Annotated in this window: 19 protein-coding genes; 11 read left to right on the top strand and 8 right to left on the bottom strand. The window is 61.0% G+C overall.

The window, feature by feature from the left end:
• From Q0M35_RS09355 to Q0M35_RS09335, 5 genes are all read left to right on the top strand, one after another.
• Positions 1-318 (top strand): VOC family protein (locus tag Q0M35_RS09355; RefSeq protein WP_295314487.1); only part of this gene is annotated, 318 nt, incomplete at its 5' end.
• Positions 315-764 carry an isoprenylcysteine carboxylmethyltransferase family protein gene (locus Q0M35_RS09350; protein ID WP_295314485.1) on the top strand — a complete coding sequence of 150 codons (450 nt, stop codon included), beginning with the start codon at positions 315-317 and terminating at the stop codon, positions 762-764. The genes Q0M35_RS09355 and Q0M35_RS09350, both read left to right, overlap by 4 nt.
• A 126-nt stretch (positions 765-890) precedes the next feature.
• Positions 891-2,465: a Re/Si-specific NAD(P)(+) transhydrogenase subunit alpha gene (locus Q0M35_RS09345; protein WP_295314483.1), complete on the top strand. Its 1,575-nt coding sequence runs from the start codon at positions 891-893 to the stop codon at positions 2,463-2,465.
• A gap of 13 nt (positions 2,466-2,478) precedes the next feature.
• A complete protein-coding gene (locus tag Q0M35_RS09340) occupies positions 2,479-3,963 on the top strand; it encodes an NAD(P)(+) transhydrogenase (Re/Si-specific) subunit beta (protein WP_295314481.1) in 1,485 nt (494 codons plus the stop codon).
• A gap of 108 nt (positions 3,964-4,071) precedes the next feature.
• Positions 4,072-4,407, top strand: coding sequence for an acyl-CoA thioesterase (locus tag Q0M35_RS09335; RefSeq protein WP_295314491.1), 336 nt, complete (start codon positions 4,072-4,074; stop codon positions 4,405-4,407).
• Between the two features lie 22 nt (positions 4,408-4,429).
• On the opposite strand, the gene Q0M35_RS09330 is transcribed toward Q0M35_RS09335, so the two are convergent.
• Positions 4,430-5,821, bottom strand: coding sequence for an MATE family efflux transporter (locus Q0M35_RS09330; RefSeq protein WP_295314479.1), 1,392 nt, complete (start codon positions 5,819-5,821; stop codon positions 4,430-4,432).
• Between the two features lie 235 nt (positions 5,822-6,056).
• Here Q0M35_RS09330 and Q0M35_RS09325 point away from each other — a divergent pair, with 235 nt between their 5' ends.
• Complete coding sequence (locus Q0M35_RS09325) at positions 6,057-7,340, top strand: DUF3422 domain-containing protein (protein ID WP_295314477.1); 1,284 nt, start codon at positions 6,057-6,059, stop codon at positions 7,338-7,340.
• Between the two features lie 283 nt (positions 7,341-7,623).
• On the opposite strand, the gene Q0M35_RS09320 is transcribed toward Q0M35_RS09325, so the two are convergent.
• The 3 genes from Q0M35_RS09320 to Q0M35_RS09310 all read right to left on the bottom strand — a co-directional run bounded on the left by Q0M35_RS09320 (position 7,624) and on the right by Q0M35_RS09310 (position 11,456).
• On the bottom strand, positions 7,624-8,616 hold the full coding sequence (locus Q0M35_RS09320) for an ABC transporter permease (protein WP_295314475.1): 993 nt from the start codon (positions 8,614-8,616) through the stop codon (positions 7,624-7,626).
• On the bottom strand, positions 8,609-9,616 hold the full coding sequence (locus Q0M35_RS09315; protein ID WP_295314473.1) for an ABC transporter permease: 1,008 nt from the start codon (positions 9,614-9,616) through the stop codon (positions 8,609-8,611). The genes Q0M35_RS09320 and Q0M35_RS09315 overlap by 8 nt, the downstream gene beginning before the upstream one ends.
• Before the next feature lie 121 nt (positions 9,617-9,737).
• Entirely contained in the window at positions 9,738-11,456 is a 1,719-nt protein-coding gene (locus Q0M35_RS09310) for a peptide ABC transporter substrate-binding protein (RefSeq protein ID WP_295314471.1), read from the bottom strand.
• A gap of 272 nt (positions 11,457-11,728) precedes the next feature.
• Here Q0M35_RS09310 and Q0M35_RS09305 point away from each other — a divergent pair, with 272 nt between their 5' ends.
• From Q0M35_RS09305 to Q0M35_RS09290, 4 genes are all read left to right on the top strand, one after another.
• The gene (locus tag Q0M35_RS09305; RefSeq protein ID WP_295314469.1) at positions 11,729-13,573 is read left to right on the top strand and encodes an ABC transporter ATP-binding protein; all 1,845 of its coding nucleotides are present in this window, start codon (positions 11,729-11,731) and stop codon (positions 13,571-13,573) included.
• Between the two features lie 5 nt (positions 13,574-13,578).
• Positions 13,579-14,742, top strand: a complete 1,164-nt coding sequence (gene argE / locus Q0M35_RS09300; RefSeq protein ID WP_295314467.1) for an acetylornithine deacetylase — start codon at positions 13,579-13,581, stop codon at positions 14,740-14,742.
• 21 nt (positions 14,743-14,763) lie between these two features.
• The gene (locus Q0M35_RS09295) at positions 14,764-16,101 is read left to right on the top strand and encodes an FAD-binding oxidoreductase (RefSeq protein ID WP_295314489.1); all 1,338 of its coding nucleotides are present in this window, start codon (positions 14,764-14,766) and stop codon (positions 16,099-16,101) included.
• Positions 16,102-16,252: 151 nt separating this feature from the next.
• Positions 16,253-17,416 (top strand): M20 aminoacylase family protein, encoded by a 1,164-nt coding sequence (locus Q0M35_RS09290; RefSeq protein WP_295314465.1) that lies wholly within the window; start codon positions 16,253-16,255, stop codon positions 17,414-17,416.
• 2 nt (positions 17,417-17,418) lie between these two features.
• Here the strand turns inward: Q0M35_RS09290 and Q0M35_RS09285 are convergent, their stop codons facing one another.
• The 3 genes from Q0M35_RS09285 to moaA are packed head-to-tail and all read right to left on the bottom strand — an operon-like array spanning position 17,419 to position 20,809.
• Positions 17,419-18,501 carry a glycosyltransferase family 4 protein gene (locus Q0M35_RS09285; protein ID WP_295314463.1) on the bottom strand — a complete coding sequence of 361 codons (1,083 nt, stop codon included), beginning with the start codon at positions 18,499-18,501 and terminating at the stop codon, positions 17,419-17,421.
• Positions 18,501-19,793, bottom strand: a complete 1,293-nt coding sequence (locus tag Q0M35_RS09280; RefSeq protein WP_295314461.1) for a 3-deoxy-D-manno-octulosonic acid transferase — start codon at positions 19,791-19,793, stop codon at positions 18,501-18,503. Before Q0M35_RS09280 ends, Q0M35_RS09285 begins: the two co-directional genes overlap by 1 nt.
• 8 nt (positions 19,794-19,801) lie before the next feature.
• Positions 19,802-20,809, bottom strand: a complete 1,008-nt coding sequence (gene moaA / locus Q0M35_RS09275; protein WP_295314459.1) for a GTP 3',8-cyclase MoaA — start codon at positions 20,807-20,809, stop codon at positions 19,802-19,804.
• Positions 20,810-20,894: 85 nt separating this feature from the next.
• Here moaA and Q0M35_RS09270 point away from each other — a divergent pair, with 85 nt between their 5' ends.
• Positions 20,895-21,377 (top strand): hypothetical protein, encoded by a 483-nt coding sequence (locus Q0M35_RS09270; protein ID WP_295314457.1) that lies wholly within the window; start codon positions 20,895-20,897, stop codon positions 21,375-21,377.
• A gap of 8 nt (positions 21,378-21,385) precedes the next feature.
• Here the strand turns inward: Q0M35_RS09270 and Q0M35_RS09265 are convergent.
• On the bottom strand, positions 21,386-21,878 hold a 493-nt coding region (locus Q0M35_RS09265; RefSeq protein ID WP_295314455.1), incomplete at its 5' end, for an SIS domain-containing protein.

Here is a 21,878-nt window from a genome sequence, read left to right as displayed (position 1 = left end):
CTGGCCGCGTGGTATGAAAAGCACCTCGGCGTGACACCGGTACCGCAGGCCTTTGACCAGCCTGTATGGACCCAGGCGGCCGGCCCCACCGTTTTTGCGCCTTTTGACAAGGCGACAGAATACTTCGGAAAAGAGTCGCAGGCCTTTATGGTGAATTTCCGGGTTGATGATCTCGATGATATGGTGGCCGGTCTGCAGGCCGCCGGGATTGAGGTCACTCCTGATCCGCAAAGCTATCCGAACGGCCGGTTTGCGCGACTGCATGATCCTGAAGGAAACCCGCTTGAGCTTTGGGAACCTGCGGAGGCTGTGCCGTGAAGCAGTTTGATCTGCCGCCCCTTTGGCTTGCGGGCTGTGTTGTGATCGCCTGGTGGCAGGCGAAGGTTTTGCCGCTGGGGCTGAGCCTCGCGCATCCGGTGACCTCGCTGCTCGCCGGTTTGCTGATCGGCGCAGGGCTGGTCCTGACCGGGCTGGCGGCGATGGAATTTCGCCGCGCGCGCACCACGATCATCCCGCACCGCGAGCCTGCGAAGCTGATCACCAGTGGTATTTTCAGCAAAACGCGCAATCCGATTTATCTCGCGGATGTGCTGATCCTGGCAGGGCTGTGCCTGTGGTTTGACGCGGTGCTGTCGCTGGTGCTGGTCCCGGTTCTGGCGCGGGTTCTCGAGAAACGCTTTATCGTACAGGAAGAAAACCGGCTTCGGCGGTTGTTCCGGGCGGATTTTGCACGCTATGCTGAAAAAACCGGCAGATGGGTCTGAAATCCGGGCAGGCGTGAGCGCTCACAGGCTTCAGCCTGCTTGTGCACCGTCCGTTGAAACGGTACTGGACAACGCACTTCTGTGCACCATTTTGCTCGAAAACGTAAATACCGGGGGGAGCTTCCATTGAAGATCGGCACACCAAAAGAGACATTTGAGGGCGAAAACCGCGTTGCAATGACGCCGGACAGCGCCCTGCAGCTGCAAAAACTCGGCCATACCTGCATAATCGAGAGCGGCGCGGGCGAAAAAGCAGGCTTTGCCGATGCGGCCTATAAGGAGGCCGGTGTCGAGATCGCCAAAACCGCCGCCGCACTGTGGAAGGCTGCCGACATCGTGGCCAAGGTGCGCGTGCCCTCCGAGGCCGAGATGAAGCGTCTGCGCAGCGATCAGACGCTGATTTCTTTCTTCAGCCCGGTTGCGGACGAAGACAAGATGAAGCAGGCGGCCGAAAAGGGCGCCACTGTTGTCGCAATGGAAATGATCCCCCGGATCAGCCGCGCGCAAAAAATGGATGCGCTGAGCTCCATGGCGAATATTGCGGGGTACCGCGCGGTCATAGAGGCGGGCAACAACTTTGGCCGGTTCTTTACCGGGCAGATCACGGCGGCGGGTAAAGTGCCGCCTGCCAAAGTGCTGGTGGTGGGTGCCGGTGTCGCGGGTCTGGCGGCGATCGGGACATCCACGTCGCTCGGTGCGATCACCTATGCCTTTGACGTGCGTCCTGAAGTGGCGGAACAGGTCGAATCCATGGGTGCCGAGTTCGTTTACCTCGATTTCGAGGAAGAACAGCAGGATGGCTCCGCCTCGGGCGGATACGCCTCTGTCTCGAGCCCGGAATTCCGCGAAGCACAGCTGGCTAAATTCCGCGAGCTCGCCCCTGAGGTCGATATCGTGATCACCACAGCGCTGATCCCCAACCGCGAAGCTCCTGAGCTGTGGACCGAAGACATGGTGAAGTCCATGAAACCCGGCTCGGTCATCGTGGATCTTGCGGCGGAGAAGGGCGGCAACTGCAAACTGACTGTACCCGACCAGAAAATCGTGACTGACAACGGTGTCACCATCGTCGGCTACACAGATTTCCCCAGCCGGATGGCGACCCAGGCCTCGACGCTCTACGCCACAAACATACGCCACCTGATGACCGATCTCACGCCGGAGAAGGACGGTGAGGTCAATCACAACATGGATGACGATGTGATCCGTGGTGCGACCATCGCCCATGCCAAAGAGGTGACCTTCCCGCCGCCACCGCCAAAGGTGTCGGCCATCGCCGCGGCTCCGAAAAAAGAAAAAGCCAAAGAACTGACGGCGGAGGAGAAAAAGGCCAAAGAAATCGCCGATTTCAAACTGCAGACCCGTAATCAGGTCGGACTGCTGGCCATCGGTGGCGGTTTGCTCCTGGCTGTGGGTCTGGTAGCACCGGCAAGCTTCATGCAGCACTTCATCGTGTTCATTCTTGCGGTCTTCATCGGCTTTCAGGTGATCTGGAACGTCGCGCACAGCCTGCATACACCGCTGATGGCAGTCACCAATGCGATCTCGTCGATTATCATTCTGGGGGCGCTCATACAGATCGGGTCCAGCTCACTGCTGATCACGCTGCTCGCGGCACTGGCGGTCTTTATGGCCTCGATCAACATATTTGGTGGCTTCCTTGTGACACGGCGCATGCTCGCCATGTTCCAGAAATCTTAAGGGGACGGGAACAATGGAATTCGGATTTACTATTGCGGCCTATGCGGTCGCCGCTGTTCTCTTCATTCTCAGCCTTGGCGGCCTGAGCGGTCAGGAAAGCGCCAAACGCGCCGTCTGGTACGGCATCGTCGGCATGGCAATCGCTGTACTTGCGACGCTTATCGGACCGGGGCAGGGTCTTGGCATCGTCTCGGTTGTTCTGATCGCCATGGGTGCTGCTGTCGGTTATCAGCTTGCAACCAAAGTGCAGATGACGCAGATGCCGGAACTGGTTGCGATCATGCACTCGCTCGTGGGTCTTGCGGCGGTCTTTGTGGGCTTCAACGCCGACATTATGATCAACAACATGAGCAGTCTTTTCGCCGACAACGCGCTGATGCTCGGCACCCCGGGCGCTTATGCGCAGCTGCCTGACGGCATCTATGAGGGGCTGTCCTCCTTCGGTCAGCTCATCGCCAAGAAAACCGGCGTAGAAATCGGCATCCTGCGGGTCGAGCTGGTGCTGGGCATCTGGATCGGTGCGGTAACCTTTACCGGTTCCGTCATTGCTTACGGCAAGCTTGCGGGCAGGGTGAACAGCTCTGCGGCGAAGCTGCCGGGCGGGCACATTCTCAATGCGGCGGCTGCAGGTCTTTCGCTGCTTCTGGCGATTATGTACATGAACGGCGCCGGCAGCTGGACACTTGTTCTGCTGACCCTGCTGGCGCTCTTTATCGGATATCACCTGATCATGGGCATCGGCGGTGCCGATATGCCCGTCGTGGTCTCGATGCTCAACAGCTACTCAGGCTGGGCGGCGGCGGCGATCGGTTTCAGCCTCGGCAACGATCTGCTGATCGTAGTGGGCGCGCTGGTAGGCTCGTCAGGTGCGATCCTGAGCTACATCATGTGCAAGGCAATGAACCGGTCCTTTGTATCGGTGATCCTTGGTGGTTTCGGCGGCCCTGCGGGCGAGCAGATGGCGGTTGAGGGCGAGCAGGTTGCGATTGACGCAGATGGAGTTGCCACGGCGCTCAACGAGGCCGACAGCGTAATCATCATCCCCGGGTACGGTATGGCCGTCGCGCAGGCGCAGAGCGCTGTTGCCGATCTGGTGCGCAAACTGCGCGCCAAAGGCAAGAATGTGCGTTTCGCCATTCACCCTGTCGCGGGTCGTCTGCCGGGGCACATGAACGTGCTGCTCGCGGAAGCTAAGGTGCCCTATGACATCGTCATGGAAATGGACGAGATCAATGATGATTTCCCCAGCACCGATGTAGCGATTGTGATCGGGTCCAACGACATCGTGAACCCGGCCGCACAGGATGATCCCAACAGCCCCATCGCCGGTATGCCGGTGCTGGAATGCTGGAAAGCCAAACAGGTGTTTGTGTCCAAGCGCGGACAGGGCACTGGCTATTCGGGCATCGAAAACCCTTTGTTCTTTAAGGACAACACGCGGATGTTCTACGGCGATGCCAAGGCCAGCCTTGATAAGCTTCTGCCCCTGATCGACTGACGCCGCAGGATGAAGCCCGGTAATCCGGCCGTACCGCAAAGCGATCAGCCTGAACCCTCCGGCCGCCCTGATCAGGGCGACCGGATTCTTGCAATCCGTACCGTCGCAATGCCGGCAGATACCAATCCCGCCGGCGATATTTTCGGCGGCTGGCTGATGTCACAGATGGACCTGGCGGCAGGGAACATTGCCGCGCTCATCTCGGGCGGCCGGTCGGCAACCGTGGCCGTGGACGGGATGCAGTTTCTCAGCCCTGTCAAAGTCGGAGATGAAGTGTCGCTCTATGCCGAGGCCACAAGGATCGGCCAGACGTCGATGCGCATCCATGTGGAGGCCTGGCGCCGGGTGCGGCACCACGAAGAGCGCGTAAAGGTCACTGATGCACACTTCACTTTCGTGGCTCTGGATGATGCGGGCAGACCGCGCGCCGTGCGGCACCCCTGATATTCAGCGGATCATACAGTTTTCAGGACTGACCAGGCAAAAGGCGGCGCGGCGCATTGATCAGCAGCGTATCGGTCGCGATCAGTCCCGTGGCACGGGTAGCCACAAGCCCGCCCCATGCGCCAAGAACATTGGCGAGGATGGCCGCAACCACGACGCCGGGAAAGCCCGCCATCAGCGCACCGGCCCATGCCAGCGGCAGGTAGATCACAAAGATCCGCGACAGGCTCAGGGCCATGGACCACACCGCTTTGTCCCGGGCGTTCATCGCCGCATTTGCCACAACCACAATACCGTACCCAAAGAGGCTTGCGCCCACAAACCGCAGATACAGCGTGGCATAGCCGGTGTCTTCGCTTCCGGAGGTAAAAGCGCGGGCGATCGGTTCCGCAAAGAACCCCAGCACGACGGCAATCAGGGCGCCATAGGCGACGCAGAAACCGAAGGCCAGCGTTGTGCCCTGGCGCGCACGGTCGTATTCCTCCGCGCCCCGGTTCTGGCCCACCACCGGACCGATGCCAGCCGAGAGCGCCATAAGCGGCACGAGAGCGAGGCTCTGAACGCGGGTCGCCGCGCCAAAGCCCGCAACGGCAGCCTCGCCTACAGTTGCAACAGCGGCGGTGACCAGCGCCATACCGGCAGGGTTGATGGCGTTGGAGAAGGCCGCTGGCAGGCCAACGCTCAGTACCGCGCGCACTGATCCGGTAACGCCCGAAAACGGATTGCCGCAGACGCCGAGAAACCCGCGCCGCCAGGCCAGCCAGAGTGCTATGACCATCGCCGTGGCGCGACCAACGCATGTCGCGACCGCAGCACCCCGCGTGCCCATTTCAGGCAGACCCCACATGCCAAAGATCAGCAAGGGATCAAGGCCGAGGTTTATGACCGCGGCAACGATCATAATGAGAGGTGCCGTAAGGCTGTCGCCATGCGCCCGGAAAACCGCGTTGATCACCATCATTGTAACAAGGAACGGAAAAGAGAGGCTCCAGACCGGCATATACCCCGCAATCTCGCGCGCGGCGGCATCGGTTGCACCAAGGGCGGAAAAAAGGAGCGGGAAAGAAAGCCACAGGATTACGGCTGTGACCACAGCGAGCACGGTCCCCAGGCCAACCGCGTGCAGGCCGAGGCGCCGTGCGGTCTCATCGTCATCTCCGCGCCCCACGCCCTGGCTCAGCGCCGTATTGGCACCGGCGCTGAGGCCGATCGACAGCGAAGTGACAGCCGTCGTCACCGGATAGATGAACCCCACAGCCGCAAGGGCTGCACCGCTCACCTGTGACAGAAAATAAGCATCCGCAAGACCCACGCTCAACACGGCGAAAATACCAAAGCTCATCGGGGCGGACATCGATGCGAGCGCACGCCAGACGGGCCCTGTGGTCAGAGGGGCCTTTTCGCTCTTGCTCATTTCGTCGTCCTTTGTTCCTGTGCGTCCAGGATTAACGCGGCTTTCTGACGCGATGTTCCGGGACAGGCTGACGCAGGGGCTAAGGCGCGGGATTTGAACAGTCTTTGCAGGCAGAGCGGTCCGAAATGCGCATGGTATACCGTTGCACTCAGTTAAGCTACTGATCAGAAAGGTGAAATTTATTGACTTTGGGGGTGAGGTCGTTATGTCTCACACTGACTCCGGAGCCTGATTTATGCCACCCATTACCGATCATCCGCTGCGTTATAAGCTCGCAAATGAGCTGCACGCCCGGCCGTTTCCTTCGATGGAGGCGCCCTGCAGCGCCGTATATGTTGCGATCAAGCGGCCAAATGATGCGGTCAGCCGTGACCGGTCTGAGGATCTTCGACACCTCACGGATCTGCTGGACCGCCATGGCGCGCCGCACCCGCAACCCGGCGCCACGCATTACTACGGCCAGATCGGACGCCACTGGATCAAGTGGGAGCAGCACACGGAGTTCGTTACCTATACCGCGTTTATCAAAGAGGGTACTGAGCGCCCGTTTGACCCGTCGGGCTTTGACGTCTTTCCGTCTGACTGGCTGGATGAGGCGCCCGGACAGCGGATAACCTCGGTGATGGTGCATGTCGTGCCGCGCCCGGAAGACGAGGCAGAGATCGAGCAGTCGCTGGAGAACTGGTTTGTCTCGGAGAGCCTGGCGGTGGCGAATGTGCTGGAAAATGCGGCCACTGTCGCAGGGGATTTCAGGATCGACACCAACGGGCATCTGCGGTTTGCGGTGTTTGCAGGTGATCAGACCGCGACCCGTCGCATCGGGCGCATCGTGCAGCGTCTGTGTGAGATCGAGACCTATAAATCCATGTCGATGCTGGGATTTGCGCGGGTGCGGGCGCTGCAGCCGCGTCTGAATGAGCTTGATACCCGGCTGACCAGTCTGATGAGCGATATGACAAGCGAGACGGCAAGTGCGGAGGGGACGCTCAATGCATTGCTGAGCATCTCGGCTGAGCTTGAGACGTTGTCTGCGCAGTCGTCGTTCCGGTTCGGCGCGACAGGGGCTTATGAAGCACTGGTCAATCAGCGCATCGAGGCGCTGCGCGAGATGCGGTTCCGCAGCCGTCAGCATTTTTCGGAATTTATGATGCGGCGGTACGCGCCGGCGATGCGCACTGTAAGCTCTGCGGAGCGGCGGCTGGAACAGATGTCGGACCGGTCGATCCGGGCCTCGAACCTGCTGCGCACGCGGGTGGATGTGGAACGCTCCGCCCAGAATCAGGCATTGCTGGCGAGTATGGACAAGCGCTCTGATCTGCAGTTGCGGTTGCAGCGCACGGTTGAAGGGCTGTCGGTTGTGGCGATCAGCTATTATGCGGTCTCGCTGGCGGGGTATCTGCTTTACCCTGTGTCGGAGGCCACCGGGCTCAGCAAGGGCATGCTGACGGCGCTGGTGACGGTGCCCGTTGTGCTGCTGGTCTGGTGGATGGTCAGACGGCTCCGGGCCAGCGTGGAGTAACGGTGCCTGTTGGCTGAAAAGCACCGGGCAGGGAAAAGCAGGTGTCCGGCGGGTAGCCTGCGGTCCGGCACCCGTTATTGTTGGACTTATAACGACGGAACGGCGCTCTTTGGACTGCGTCAAAAACGCCCCGCCCGCCGTCCCGTATCTTTCGTCACCTCAAAGCATTCTTTTTTGATGCCGGGTTCAGGCGGTGCTTTCCTGACTGTCGTGCTTCGGGACTGGCGAACGGCTGGCGCTGTTTGTTTCAGAAAACCCCTCATGTCGTGCAGATCAGAGAGTGTCAGCGCCCTCTGATCCGGGGGTCAAGCGCGTCTCTGAGGCCATCGCCGAGATAGTTCACCGACAGCACCGTCACCGAAATCAGGATGCCAGGCAGCATGACCCGCTCCGGAAATTCTTCCATACGCGGCACGGCATCGGACAAAAGCTTGCCCCAGGTCGGGAAATCGGATGGAAAGCCTACGCCGAGAAAGCTCAGGGCGCTTTCGGTGATGATTGCCGTGGCAAGGCCCAGTGTCGCCGAGACCATGATCGGTGAAATCACGTTCGGCAGCAGATGCCGGCGGATGATCTGAAACGGCGTGGTCCCGATAGAGCGGGCCGCGAGAATGAACTCGCGTTCTTTCAGCGCGAGAATCTCGCCCCGCACAATGCGCGCAGTCGGCATCCAGGAGGTGATCCCGATGACCCCGACAATCAGGATAAACATGCCGCCCTCCGGCCCGAAGGCCGCGCGCAGCGGCTGGCGGAAAAGTGTGACGGCCACCAGCAGCAGCGGCAGGATCGGCAGTGACAGAAAGAGGTCGGTGATGCGCATCAGTACGCCGTCAAGTTTTTTGAAGTAGCCTGAGCAGACGCCCACAGCCGTACCGATCAGCAGCGACAGGATCATCGCCGTCCAGCCCACGGCCAGCGAAGCCCGGCCGCCTGCAATCAGCGTGGCCATGATGTCGCGGCCCAGATTATCGGTGCCGAAGGGACGCGACCAGAGCGTATTGGCATCCTGGTTCCAGAGCAGTGTGTAGATCGGACGGAGGTCTTTGTTGCGGATATCAAGCTGTTTAGGGTCGACCGGCCATACCCACGGGCCGACCAGCACAAAGAGCGTGATGCCCAGCAGGAACCCGCCGCCGATGAGCGCGCCTTTATGTTTGCGGAACTGGTCCCAGACGTCCTTCCACTGGCTGCGCGGCTCCTTCTGCGGTTCTTTGTCTTTGAGCGCGCCGTAGAGCTCGTATTCGGCGGCGGCTGCGTTCACATGCTGGTCAGTCATATCGGATCCTCGGATCAAGCAGCCCGTAGAGGACATCAGCGATCAGGTTAAAGGCCACGATCAGGATGGCGAAGATGAAGGTCAGCGTCATGACCATCGGCAGATCGTTGGCAAAGAGCGCGGTCAGCAAGAGCTGGCCGATGCCGTTCACCTTAAAGAGCGTCTCGGTGATGATTGCGCCGCCAAAGATCGACGGGATGCCCAGAGCGATCACCGTCACAATGGGGATCATCGAATTTCGCAGCACATGCACCATGACAACCGCGCTCTCTTTCAGGCCTTTGGCCCGGGCGGTGCGCACATAATCCTGGTTGAGATTATCGAGCATGGAGGCCCGCATGAAACGGCTGATCTGCGCGGTGGTCTGCAGGGCCAGTACCATCACCGGCATGATCATCTGCTGAAGCTGCACTTTGAAGCTGGCCCAGTCGGTGACAACATGGGTGGTGTCATAGATCGAGGGGAACCAGCCCAGGTTCACCGAAAAGATCACGATCACGATCACGCCGGAAAAGAAGGGCGGCACGGAAAAGCCGATCATCGATATGAATGTGCCGGCCTGGTCAAAGAGCGAATATTGCTTATAGGCGGAATAGATTCCGATGGGCAGCGCCAGCAGAATGCCCACGATATAGGACATGCCGACCACCCAGAGCGTCTGGGGCATACGCTGTATCACGATATCCATCACCGGCGAGCGGGTCTGCCAGGAAATGACGCGCAGTTTGCCTTCGGAGAAGGTCGTGCCGAACCAGTGGTCAATCACCACCTGCGGCTCAATCCAGAAGAACTGCACCAGCCATTTCCAGTACTGAACGTGGACCGGGGCGCCAAGGCCAAGCGCCTCGCGCATCTGTTGTTTCACTTCAGGGGGGACGGTAAGGGGCACCTGCGCCATAGGATCGCCCGGCGCCAGCTGCAGCAGCATAAAAATCACCAGACTGATGAACATCAGCGTCGGGATTGCGAGCACAAGTCGCCGGATTGTGAATGTCAGCATGGGCGCGCCTTTTAGGGGTCGTTCTTGTTATCGTTGGCGGGAAGTGTCGGTAACGCAAGCTCGCGAAAGGCCGGAAAAGAGCAGGGCGCGACCGGCTGATCGCGCCCTGCTCAAAATCGCATCAGCCGTCGATGCGGTACCAGTCAGCAGCGTTCCAGATCTCGCTGTCCCACACGTTCATGATAACGCCGCCGAGGCTGTTGGCATGTGCGGCGTTCCGGCCGCGGTGCGTCAGCGGCAGGATCACGTATTCCTGCATCAGAATATCGTTCATCGCGATGGCAAGTTCTGCACGCTTTTCAATGTCACCTGTGACGGCCATTTCAGCAATCAGCGCGTCATACTCTTCAGAGCAGAAGCGCATCATGTTGTTGCCCTGCCACTGTGTTTCAGGACGTGGCGCCTGATCACAGGCCCAGCCCGCCATATAGGCTTCGGGGTCGGTGCCGTCGAAGTTGTTTGTGAACATCTCGACGTCCGCAAAGAACTTCTGGAACGTATCGGGCGAGCCCGGATCTGAGCCAAAGAACACCGACGCGTCGATGTTGCGCAGTTCGGTTTCGATGCCGATCTGAGCCCACCAGTCCTTGATCAGCGCCTGATAATCCTGACGCACGGAGTTGGTCGATGTCTGATAGAGCACCGACAGCTTCACGCCGTCCTTGTCGCGCACACCGTCACCGTCGCTGTCCGTCCAGCCGGCTTCTTCCAGCACTGCCTTGGCGCCTTCGATGTCCTGCGTCAGGCAGCTGTCGTTATTGGGCGAGCTATAGGCGGCAGGGGCAGGCAGCACGTTACATGTGAGCTTACCAAAGCTGCCATAGCCCACTTCGGTCAGCAGCGCGCGGTCGATAGCCATGGACATCGCCTGGCGCACAGCCTTGTCGGTGAGGAAAGGGTGTGGGTGCGCCGCCGTGCCGCGCTCGTCGCCGAGCTCCGGGCTCACATCGGTCAGGTTGATCAGGATCCGCTCAACCGATGTGCCGAAGGACACGATATTTTTGCCCTTGCCGGCAGATTCCATACGCTCCAGCACATCGGGGGCCAGCTGCAGGTTCCAGGCATAATCAAACTCGCCGGTTTCCAGAACCGAACGACCTGCGGCATTGGCGTCACCACCGCCTTTGAACGTCATCGTCGCAAAGGCCGGTTTGCCCGGATCGCGGTAATTTTCGTTGGCGGCCAGCGTGATCACGTCGTTGGGCCTGAATTCGGTCACGGTGAAGGGGCCGGTGCCGATGGGATTGAAGTTGGCCTCTGTGCATTCGGGTGCCTTGGCGCCCATGCAGTCAGCGAACTGTGCTTTTTGCAGGATCGGAGCCTGGGCGCCGACGAACGGGCCGTAGGGGAAGGGCTTGGCTACGCCGAAGTTCACGACGATCGTCTGATCGTCAGGTGTGTCGACAGAGACCACGTCATTATACTTTTCGATCTGGGCACAGCCGCCGCCCTCTGCGGTGCAGTATTCCCAGGAGAATTTCACATCTTCGGAGGTGACGGGTGTGCCGTCAGACCACATAAGGCCGTCGGAGAGTTTCCAGGTGATGGATTTGAGGTCTTCGCTCACCCCGCCGTTTCCGACTGTGGGAATTTCATCGACCAGCCACGGCACAATCTCGCCGTCCTGGTTGTAGCGGGCGAGCGGTTCGATGACGAGCGAGGCAGCCTCAAGCTCTTTTGTACCGCCCGACAGATACGGGTTCATGATCGACGGCGCCTGCCAGTAGATCACGTTGACATTGCCATCGCGCCCGCGCTCGCCTTCGTGGCCGTCGGCCATCGCCAGAGGCGCAAGCGCGGAGGTTGCGACCGCGCTCATTAACAGGGTTCTCAGTTTCATGTTATACTCCTTGTTGGACACCAGGGTGCCGGTCTGTACTGTCCTTTGCAGACAGTCATTTTTATCACTTTCAGGGATTGATGTTTTTCGGGCTGATCCTGCAGAAAAATGCAGATATCTCGCCGATCCCCCCGGATGCGTGACCTCATCGAAGCATGTTTTGCGGAAAAAGCAAGCCTTGTCATGGCTGATCCGGTGGAAAGGGGCACGCGGTGTTTGACAGTGGTCATTGGCTGAGCGTAGCGTCGGTAAAATCCATGACAGGGGCAGATATGCTGGATCACGCAACCTCGGGCGACACGCCCGGACCGATCGCCCGGATCAGAAATCTGCGCGTCGAGTTTCAGACAAAAGACGGGCCCGTCACCGGGGTGGAAGACGTATCGTTCGAGATCAGCGCGGGCGAAACGGTCTGTGTCGTCGGCGAAAGCGGATCGGGTAAATCGGTCTCGTCTTTGTCTCTGATGCGGCTGGTGGAGTTTGGCGGAGGCGAGATCACCGGCGGACAGCTCCTTTTCGACCGTCCGGGGGCTGATGCCATCGATCTGGCCAAAACCGGCACCGACCTGATGCAGACCATCCGCGGCAATGAGATCGGGATGATCTTTCAGGAACCGATGACGGCGCTGAACCCGGTCTTTACGGTAGGGCGACAACTGACCGAGGGGTTGCGGCTGCACAAAAGCATGAGCCGTTCTCAGGCGGAAGCCCGCGCGCTGGAACTGCTGCGAGAGGTCCGGATCCCGGAGCCGGAACGCCGGCTCAAACAGTACCCGCATGAGCTGTCCGGCGGCATGCGACAGCGCGTTGTCATAGCCATGGCGCTGGCCTGTAAACCGCGCCTGCTGATCGCCGATGAGCCGACGACGGCGCTTGATGTCACTATCCAGGCCGAGATACTGGCGTTGATGGACCGGCTCAAACGCGAGACCGGCACGGCGGTCATGTTTATCACCCATGACATGGCGGTGGTCGCCCAGATGGCTGACCGAGTGGTCGTTATGTTCCGCGGCAATAAGGTCGAAGAAGGTCCGGTGCGCCAGATTTTCGAGGCGCCGCAGCATCCTTATACAAAGGCGCTGCTCGCCGCGGTGCCCAAGCTGGGCGAGATGCGCGGCAAATCCGCCCCTGAGCCGATGAAGCTGCTGGGCAGTGATCAGGGCGAGATCAAGCCGGTGCCTGGTACAAACGAGGTGCTGCTGAGCGTGAAAAACCTCACCACGCGTTTTCCCGTCAAGGGCGGGTTTTTCCGGCGCACCGTGGCGAATGTGCATGCGGTGGAGGATCTGTCTTTTAACATTAACAAAGGCCAGACGCTGAGCCTTGTCGGGGAATCCGGCTGCGGCAAATCGACGGCGGGGCGGTCCATTCTGCGACTGGTCGAGCCGATGGCCGGCGAGATTAATCTGGATGGCAAGGATATTCTGGCGCTGGACCAGAGCGCGCTGCGTGATGCGCGTCTGGATATGCAGATGATCTTTCAGGATCCCTTTGCCTCGCTCAATCCGCAGATGCAGCTTGCTGATCAGGTCGCTGAACCAATCCACAATTTCGGCACGCTCAAAGGCAAAGAGGTCATGGAACGTGTTGGCATGCTCTTTGACCGGGTCGAGCTGCCGCGCAGTTTCATGCGACGCTTCCCGCATGAGCTGTCCGGCGGGCAGCGCCAGCGCGTGGCCATTGCCCGGGCTCTTGCGCTTAACCCCAGGCTCATCATCGCGGATGAGGCCGTCTCGGCTCTTGATGTGTCGGTGCAGGCGCAGGTGCTGAACCTGATGCTGGAGCTGCAGGCGGAGCTTGGTATTTCCTATCTTTTCATCAGCCACGACATGGCTGTCGTCGAGCGGGTCAGTCACCATGTGGGCGTCATGTATCTGGGTCGCATTGTCGAGCTTGGGCCTCGCGCGCGGGTGTTTGAGAACCCGCAGCACAGCTATACTCAGGCGCTGATGAAGGCGGTCCCGATCGCCGATCCGACCCGGCGCAAGGATGAAAGCGAACTCAGTTTCAAACCGATCCCGTCACCTATTCACCCTGCGGGCTATGCGCCGGAGCCATCGGTGTACCGCGAGGTCGAGCCGGGACACTTCGTGCTGCAAACCGACAGCGGATACTGACGGGCATGCCAGATCGCCTGTCACCGCTTGAGCTGATGACAAAGCTCGTCTCCTTCCCGACCGTCAGCAGTTCTACGAACCTGCCGCTGGTCGGATGGGTTGAAGAGTATCTGTCGGGGCACGGGATCACATCTCACCGCTATGCTGATCCGGATGAGCCCAAGGCTGCTCTTTTCGCCCATGTCGGGCCTCTGGAAGAGGGGGCCGTCGTGCTCTCGGGACACACCGATGTGGTGCCGGTTGAGGGCCAGGACTGGAGCACAGACCCCTTTAAGGTCGTCGAAAAGAACGGCCGGTATTACGGGCGCGGCACCTGCGACATGAAAGGGTTTGACGCGCTTGCGATCTGGGCACTTGTGGAAGCGCAATATGCCGGTGTGACCCGGCCCCTGCAGCTCGCACTCAGTTTTGACGAGGAGATTGGCTGCGTCGGTGCGCCGCCGATGATACGGGCGATGCAGCCTGTGCTGCCCAAGGGGTCGGCGGTGATTGTGGGTGAGCCTTCTGAGATGCAGGTTGTGACCGGCCACAAAGGCAGCATCGGCTTTGAGATACACGCACGCGGCTTCGAGGTGCACAGCTCCATGCCCGACAAGGGCGTGAGTGCCATTATGAGCGCGGCCAAAGTCATCGACTGGACAAATACGGTCAATGACACAAACCGCGCAGCGGAACCGACAGACCTGGCCGCGGTTTTCGACCCGCCTTATACCACTGCCCATGTCGGGGTTGTCAGGGGGGGAACGGCGCATAACATCACCGCAAAAGACTGCTTTTTCCTGCTCGACATTCGCATCGTGCCCGGCGAAAGCGCCGGCATGTGGGGGGACCGGGTGCGCGACCGCCTGCGTGAAGTTGAAGCCGGTATGAAGGCGGTGGTTCCGCAGACCGGCTTCGATATCATCCACGAGCACACCGTGCCGCCGCTGGTCCCCGAAGAGGCGAAAGAGGCTGAAACGCTCGCCCGAATGATCACCGGTGACAACGGCACCCATGTGGTGAGCTACGGCACCGAAGCCGGGCAGTTTCAGGAAGCGGGCTATTCCGCCGCGATCTGCGGGCCGGGCAATATCGCCCAGGCACATCAGCCCGATGAATATATCTCCCGCGCTCAGTTCGAGGCCGGTCACGCGTTCATGAAAAGCCTGCTCAGACGGTTGCAGACCTGACGGATGCTGCGCGTGCAGGGTATCCCGATCACTGAACAGAATGCCGCGACCTGGCGCGCGGACCTGCCACGGGAAACCGATGTCATCGTGATTGGTGGCGGAGTGATCGGCGTCTGTACCGCCCTTTATCTGCGACGGGCCGGGCGGCGGGTGCTGCTGCTGGAAAAGGGCCGGATCGCGGGCGAGCAGTCGGGCCGTAACTGGGGCTGGATCCGCCAGCAGGGGCGGGATCCGGATGAGCTTCCGGTCATGATCGGGGCGAACCGTCTCTGGAAAGAACTTGCCCGCCAGACCAACGTGGATATCGGGCTGAAAACCGGAGGCGTGACGTATCTCGCGCGGTCGGCAAAGCAGCTTGCGAGATTTGAGGCATGGCTGCCCTTTGCCCGCGCGCATGGCGTAGACACGCGGCTGCTGAGTGCGGCGGAGACCGCCGAACTCGTACCGGGCATGTCGGGAGGCTTTGCGGGCGCTCTGCACACGGCCTCTGACATGCGCGCGGAACCCTGGCGCGCGGTTCCGGCGCTGGCAGAGATCGCGGCCCGCGAAGGCGTCGTGATCGCCGAGGACTGTGCCGTGCGTGTGCTTGATATCGCGGCGGGTCGCGTGGCTGGTGTAGTCACGGAAGCCGGCCGCGTTGCAGCACCCGTCGTCGTTCTGGCTGGCGGGGCGTGGTCTTCTCTCTTTTTGCGCAATCACGATGTGCACATTCCTCAGTTGTCGGTGCGGGCCACCGTGGCCTCCACGACGCCGCTGCCCGAAGTTGCTTCCGGAGGGGTCGCAGATCACCGCATTTCCTTCCGCTATCGGGCAGATGGCGGGTACTCTCTTGCCGCAGGAGGCTTTCACGAGCTGTTTCTGGGGTGGGACGCGTTCCGGGCGTTGCCGAAATTCCTGGCACAACTGCGGGCGGATCCTTTTGGCACCCGGTTCCTGCCGGCGGCCCCCCGGGGCTATCCTGATGCCTGGGGTACACCGCGCCGGTGGTCCGCCGACGAAGCGGGCCCCTTTGAAGCACTGCGGGTGCTGAACCCCGCGGCCAATGCCGGACAGCTCAGAGCGCTGAAGCGCGAGTTTGCGGCGCTGTTTCCCGGAATGCCGGAGTTTGAGTTGTCACATGCCTGGGCGGGCATGATCGACACGATGCCGGATGTGGTGCCTGTGGTAGATCATATCGCCGCTCTGCCCGGGCTCATTCTGGGAACCGGCATGAGCGGACACGGGTTCGGTATCGGGCCGGGCATGGGAAAGATCCTGGCTGCACTCGCCACCGGCACGCCGCCCGGGCATGATCTGACCCGTTTCCGGCTGTCGCGGTTCATGGACGGGACCCGGATGGATCCCGGGCCCGCGCTTTAACGCGGCACCATGGCTGCCGCTGTTATGCGCCTGTCTGTTGACGCGGATGTGACCTGTGGCTCTTGCGGCTCCTGCTGTATCAACTAAAACGGGCGCACGCGTCGTGCGACGAAACCGCGCTCTGCAAGGCGCCCTCTCCCGGAGACCTCCCGTGCCTGTCAAAAACCGTTTTGCTGAACTCCACCCCGAAATTACGGCCTGGCGACAGGATCTGCATGAAAATCCTGAACTGCTCTTTGACACGCACCGTACGTCGGCGCTGGTTGCGGAAAAGCTCAAAACGTTTGGTTGTGATGAGATTGCGACGGGGATCGGGCGGACCGGGGTCGTTGGCGTGATCCGCGGGAAATCGGACCGCTCGGGCAGGGTGATCGGGCTGCGTGCGGATATGGATGCGCTGCCGATCCTGGAGCAGACCGGCGTGGAATACGCGTCAAAGACGCCAGGCGCGATGCATGCCTGTGGTCATGACGGGCACACGTCGATGTTGCTGGGGGCGGCGAAATATCTGGCCGAGACACGTAACTTCGATGGTACGGTCGTGGTGATCTTTCAACCCGCCGAAGAAGGCGGCGGCGGCGGTCTGGAGATGTGCAAAGACGGGTTGATGGACCGCTTTGGCATTCAGGAGGTGTACGGCATGCACAACTGGCCCGGGCTGCCTTCCGGTAGTTTCGCGATCCGTCCCGGGCCCTTTTTTGCGGCCACAGATATCTTCAACCTGGAGATCGAGGGTCTGGGCGGGCATGCGGCCAAACCAAACGAGACCATTGACACAACCGTGGTTGCCAGCCAGATCGTCATGGCCGCACAGACCATCGCCAGCCGGAATGCGGACCCTGTGGATCAGATTGTAGTCTCGATTACGTCATTTGAAACCTCGTCAAAAGCGTACAACGTAATTCCGCAGCGGGTGATGATGAAGGGCACAGTGCGTACCATGTCGCCGAAGATGCGTGATCTGGCACAGACCCGCCTGACAACGCTTGCGGAGGGCATTGCCGCGAGCTTCGGTGCGACCGCGCGGATGGATTACACGCGCAACTACCCGGTTATGGTCAATCACGAAGAGCAGACGGAATTCGCCGCCTCGGTCGCGGCCTCTGTCGCCGGCAGCTGTGCGGATGCGCCGCTGGTGATGGGCGGGGAGGACTTTGCCTATATGCTCGAAGAGCGGCCCGGTGCCTACATTCTCGTCGGGAATGGTGAGAGCGCTGCGGTGCACCATCCGGAATACAACTTCAACGACGAGGTGATACCGGCTGGCTGCAGCTGGTGGGCGGAAATCGTCGAGCGGCGGATGCCAGCCGCCTGATCTCAGGATGCGCCAAGCAGATCGCGGTAGATCCCGACCAGGGTGGCCGCTTCTTTTTCGATAGAAAACTCGGTGACAGCGCGTTTGCGGGCATTCCGGGACCAGGCTGACAGCTTTTCCGGGTCCGACAGTATGGCGTCTGCGGCCGCGCGCATCTGATCTGCGTCGCCCGCGTCGACCAGCATCCCGGTTTCGCCCTCCGCCACCAGCGCTTCAAAAGCACCGACCCGTGTGGCCACAACCGGACAGCCGCAGGCCATTGCCTCGATCGGCGTCAGCCCGAACCCTTCCCAGCGTTGCGGTGCGATATAAAGGTCCAGAATGCGGTACCAGTCGGCCATTTCCTCTGTCGGCACTTCGGGCATGAACCTCAAGCGGTCCGACAGCCCTGCCGCCTTTGCCTTTGCGCGCAGCCCGGCGTCAAAATCACGGTGACTGTCCGTTGCGCGACCCATCACGAGGGCGGTGGCGGTAACATGTTCCTGCAAAAGGTCCGTCATTGCATCGACATAGACATCCGTGCCTTTTTGCGCCCGGATGCGGCCATAGCAGCCGATCACCGGCCCGATGTCGGAGATTCCGAGCTTTGCACGCAGGGCAGAGCGATCTTCCGGCGGGGAAAACCCCTCGGTATCAATGCCATGCATGACAACTGTCGAAGGCCCCTCAAGATAGGCCGCGGTTTTTTCCGACGTTGCGATAACGGCATCCATGCGCCGGATCAGCCAGCGTGTCAGACCCGTCTGTTTGCGCTGCGACGCGGAGGTAAACAGCAGCTTCAGACGCTTGCCCAGCAGATACCGGAGCGCGAGCCCGCCGATCATCTCGACATTGCGCCGGGCATGCCAGACACGCCAGCCTGCAGGCCCCGGACCTCGCCGCGAGAGCCAGGGCAGGCTGGCAAGCGGGATTTGCGGCACCTGTGGCGGCAGCACCGGACCGGTGGCTGCGATGCCGATGCTCTGCGCCTGCAGCGGCACCAGACGCACCACGGTGGCGGTCACGCCGGAGAGCCGCTTTTTGAAGTTGGGCGCAATTACTTCTGTATCGCGCGGGTCAACCTGCGGTGCGGGGGCAGGGGCCATTACTGGCTGTCCTCCAGGCTCAGCGCGCGGATCAGGCGCTGCGCGATAGTGTCAAGCTGATCGGCCCGCCCGCGCACAAAGCTTTGCGCGGCGAGCACCGTGCCGTTGCGATAGGCCTCATTGTCGAGCAGCATTTCCACCTCCTGTGCCAGGGCTTCGGCATCATCCACGAGGATCGCCGCGCCCCGCGACGTCATCTCCGAATATGTCTCGGCGAAGTTTGTTACATGCGGCCCGGAGAGCACTGCGGCATCGCCCTGAGCAACCTCAAAAGGGTTGTGCCCGCCAACAGGCAGCAGTGAACCGCCAAGGAACACGATCTCACTCAGCGCGTACCAGTTCCCCAGCTCACCCAGGGTGTCGGCCAGATAGACCTCGACCTTTGCCGGGCTTTCGTCGCGCGACCGCAGAGCGACGGAAAAGTTGCGTGCCTTAATGAGCGTTTCGACCTCTGCGCTGCGCTCAGGGTGGCGCGGCACAAGAATTAGCGCAAGATCAGGGTGGCTCGTTAACAGCTGTGTATGAGCATCGAGCACACTTTCCTCTTCACCCTTATGGGTCGAAGCCGCGACCCAGACCGGGCGCCCCTTCAAAGCCGCCCGTGCCCGTGCGGTTGTCTGCGGATCGACGGGCAGCGGCTCAGAGAGTGATTTCAGGTTAATCCCGCGGGCCACCCGGTCGGCCGGGGCATTCATATCGACCATGGCCTGCGCCATCTCATCGTTCTGCGTCATGATCAGATCAAAGACGTTCAGTACATAGGCCGCGGTCTGTGGCCGCTTGCGCCAGGAGGCACGCGAGCGTTCGCTCAGACGTGCGTTCACCAGCGCCATGGCGGTGCCGCGGTCACGCGTGCGGCGGAGCATCTGCGGCCAGAGTTCGCTTTCAACGAAAATTGCAGCTGTAGGCCGCCAGTGGCCGAGAAACCGCTTGATCGGTCCTGGCGCATCGAGCGGGGCAAACTGGTGCTCACAGCGCGGTGGCATCCGTTCGGCCACGAGCTTCGCAGATGTCGGCGTGCCGGAGGTAATAAGAAACTGTGCGCGTGGCAGGGCGCGGCCCATCGCGGTAATCAGCGCCAGAACAGAAAGGCTTTCCCCCACAGATGCGGCGTGAAACCAGATCAGTGGCCCGCCGCCGATGCGCGGCACGCTGGCATGGCCCAGTTTTTCATGGGCTCTGAGGGCCGGATAGCCGGCCCGGCGCAGCTTGCGCGTTGCGATCCAGGCCGCAAAGGGAACGAGCAGAACAGTGAGGGCCACATAAAACTGATAAAGCAGTGGCGCACGCATCGGACGGATCAGCCGCCCGTATGGCTCATATGGCGCGGCATCTGACCGTCCGCCCGCTGCCGTGAATAGTCAAAATCGTGGCCTTTGGGCTTGAGCGCAATCGCCGCACGGATTGCGTCTTCCAGCGGCCGGTCATCTTCCGGGTGGGCGCGCAGCGGCGCGCGCAGGTCGGCCATGTCTTCCTGACCCAGACAGAGGTAGATCTCACCGGTGCAGGTGATCCGCACCCGGTTGCAGCTTTCGCAGAAATTGTGGCTCAGTGGCGTGATGAACCCGATTTTCTGGCCGGTTTCTTCGAGCCGGACATAGCGCGCAGGACCGCCTGTGCGTTCAGCCAGATCAGTAACGGTGTAGTGCCCGGCATAGCGCGCGCGCACGTCTTTCAAAGACCAGTACTGTCCCAGCCGGTCCTCGTTGCCAAGATCACCCATGGGCATGACCTCGATCCAGGTCAGATCCATGTCGCGCTCTGCACACCATTCAGTGATGCGCGGCAGTTCTTCTTCGTTGAAGCCTTTAAGTGCCACCGCGTTGAGTTTGACACGCAGGCCGGCAGCCAGAGCTGCATCGATACCGCGCAGGACCTGGGGCAGGCGCCCCCAGCGGGTGATTTCGGCGAATTTCGTTTCGTCGAGCGTGTCGAGCGAGACGTTTACCCGGCGCACACCGGCGGCATAAAGGTCTTTGGCGAAACGCTCCAGCTGGCTGCCGTTGGTGGTCAGTGTCAGCTCTTTCAGTGTGCCGGCCTCGAGATGGCGCGACATGCTGTTAAAAAAGGTCATGATACCCTTGCGCACCAGCGGCTCGCCACCCGTAATGCGCAGTTTCTGCACGCCGAGCCCCACAAAGGTCGAGCACAGCCGGTCGAGCTCTTCCAGAGTCAGCAGCTCTTTTTTCGGCAGAAAGGTCATATTCTCGGACATGCAGTAGACACAGCGAAAATCGCAGCGGTCGGTTACCGAGACCCGCAGGTAGGTGATGGCGCGCGCGAAGGGATCGATGAGTGGCTGGTTCATGGGCCGGAAAGTAATCAAGCCCGCGCGGCGCGGCAAGCGGATAACGCATTGTTGCCATACCGGCGCTGTGCTTTAGTTTCAAAGTATGACCGATCAGAAGAGAAACAGAACCACATGCCGCGGTCTCATTGCAGCGCTGCTTTTTGCGGGGCTGCCGGGCTGTGCCGGCTGGCAGGATGATCTGGAGACGCTCTGGGGCGCGCCGGTGTTCCCGGAGGAACCCGAGGTCGCGGCGGCGGGCCCCGCAACGCCTGAAGCCTTCGACACCACAACGCCGCAGGAACGCGAAGCTGCGGTCACCAGCGCGTCGTCGGGCGCCACCCTGGGCAGGACAGTTGCATCGCTGGGAAGCCCGGCAGAGCCGGGTTTCTGGCTCAAAACCGCGCTTGTGCAGGACGAGACGTCCGGGTCTGTCACCGATCCCGGGAGCGGCAGGGCGGTCAGCGTCACGCTCATCCCGATTGACGGTCCGCCCACCTCGGGCAGCCGGCTTTCACTGGCGGCAATGCGGGTGCTGGGCGTACCTCTGACAGACCTGATCGAAATCGAGGTCCGGCGCGGCGGCTGACAGGGGCGTTACTCCACCGTTACCGATTTTGCGAGATTTCGCGGCTGATCAACGTCTGTGCCCTTTGCGATGGCTGTGTAATAGGCAAGTAGCTGTGCGGGCACCGCGTAGATAATCGGGCTTACCACTTCCTGTACCGTCGGCATCAGGATGGTCCCGAACGTGCCGTCGCCCGCTTCTTCGATGCCCCGGGCGTCAGAGATAAGGATCACCTTGCCTTTGCGCGCCATCACCTCCTGCATATTGCTGACGGTTTTATCAAAGAGCCTGTCACGCGGCGCCATCACGACGATCGGCACGTTCTGATCCACCAGCGCTATGGGTCCGTGTTTGAGCTCGCCCGAGGCATAGCCTTCTGCGTGTATATAGCTGATTTCTTTAAGTTTCAGAGCGCCCTCAAGGGCCAGCGGGTACATCTGGCCGCGCCCGAGAAAGAGCACGTCGCGGGCCTGGCTTATCTTTTCGCCCATGCGGCGTGCATTATCCGCGATGCCCAGAGCC

Origin of the sequence: Roseobacter sp. (assembly GCF_024639605.1) — a bacterium.
Taxonomy (GTDB): Bacteria; Pseudomonadota; Alphaproteobacteria; order Rhodobacterales; family Rhodobacteraceae; genus Roseobacter.
Note: the sequence above shows the minus strand (reverse complement) of the source record. Positions and strands in the feature narration are given on the sequence as shown.

Coding starts and splice junctions, on each gene's coding strand:
- Q0M35_RS09340 (WP_295314481.1), top strand. CDS start 2,479: ATGGAATTCGGATTTACTATTGCGGCCTATGCGGTCGCCGCTGTTCTC.
- Q0M35_RS09335 (WP_295314491.1), top strand. CDS start 4,072: ATGCCGGCAGATACCAATCCCGCCGGCGATATTTTCGGCGGCTGGCTG.
- Q0M35_RS09330 (WP_295314479.1), bottom strand. CDS start 5,821: ATGAGCAAGAGCGAAAAGGCCCCTCTGACCACAGGGCCCGTCTGGCGT.
- Q0M35_RS09325 (WP_295314477.1), top strand. CDS start 6,057: ATGCCACCCATTACCGATCATCCGCTGCGTTATAAGCTCGCAAATGAG.
- Q0M35_RS09320 (WP_295314475.1), bottom strand. CDS start 8,616: ATGACTGACCAGCATGTGAACGCAGCCGCCGCCGAATACGAGCTCTAC.
- Q0M35_RS09315 (WP_295314473.1), bottom strand. CDS start 9,616: ATGCTGACATTCACAATCCGGCGACTTGTGCTCGCAATCCCGACGCTG.
- Q0M35_RS09310 (WP_295314471.1), bottom strand. CDS start 11,456: ATGAAACTGAGAACCCTGTTAATGAGCGCGGTCGCAACCTCCGCGCTT.
- Q0M35_RS09305 (WP_295314469.1), top strand. CDS start 11,729: ATGCTGGATCACGCAACCTCGGGCGACACGCCCGGACCGATCGCCCGG.
- argE (WP_295314467.1), top strand. CDS start 13,579: ATGCCAGATCGCCTGTCACCGCTTGAGCTGATGACAAAGCTCGTCTCC.
- Q0M35_RS09285 (WP_295314463.1), bottom strand. CDS start 18,501: ATGGCCCCTGCCCCCGCACCGCAGGTTGACCCGCGCGATACAGAAGTA.
- Q0M35_RS09280 (WP_295314461.1), bottom strand. CDS start 19,793: ATGCGTGCGCCACTGCTTTATCAGTTTTATGTGGCCCTCACTGTTCTG.
- moaA (WP_295314459.1), bottom strand. CDS start 20,809: ATGAACCAGCCACTCATCGATCCCTTCGCGCGCGCCATCACCTACCTG.
- Q0M35_RS09270 (WP_295314457.1), top strand. CDS start 20,895: ATGACCGATCAGAAGAGAAACAGAACCACATGCCGCGGTCTCATTGCA.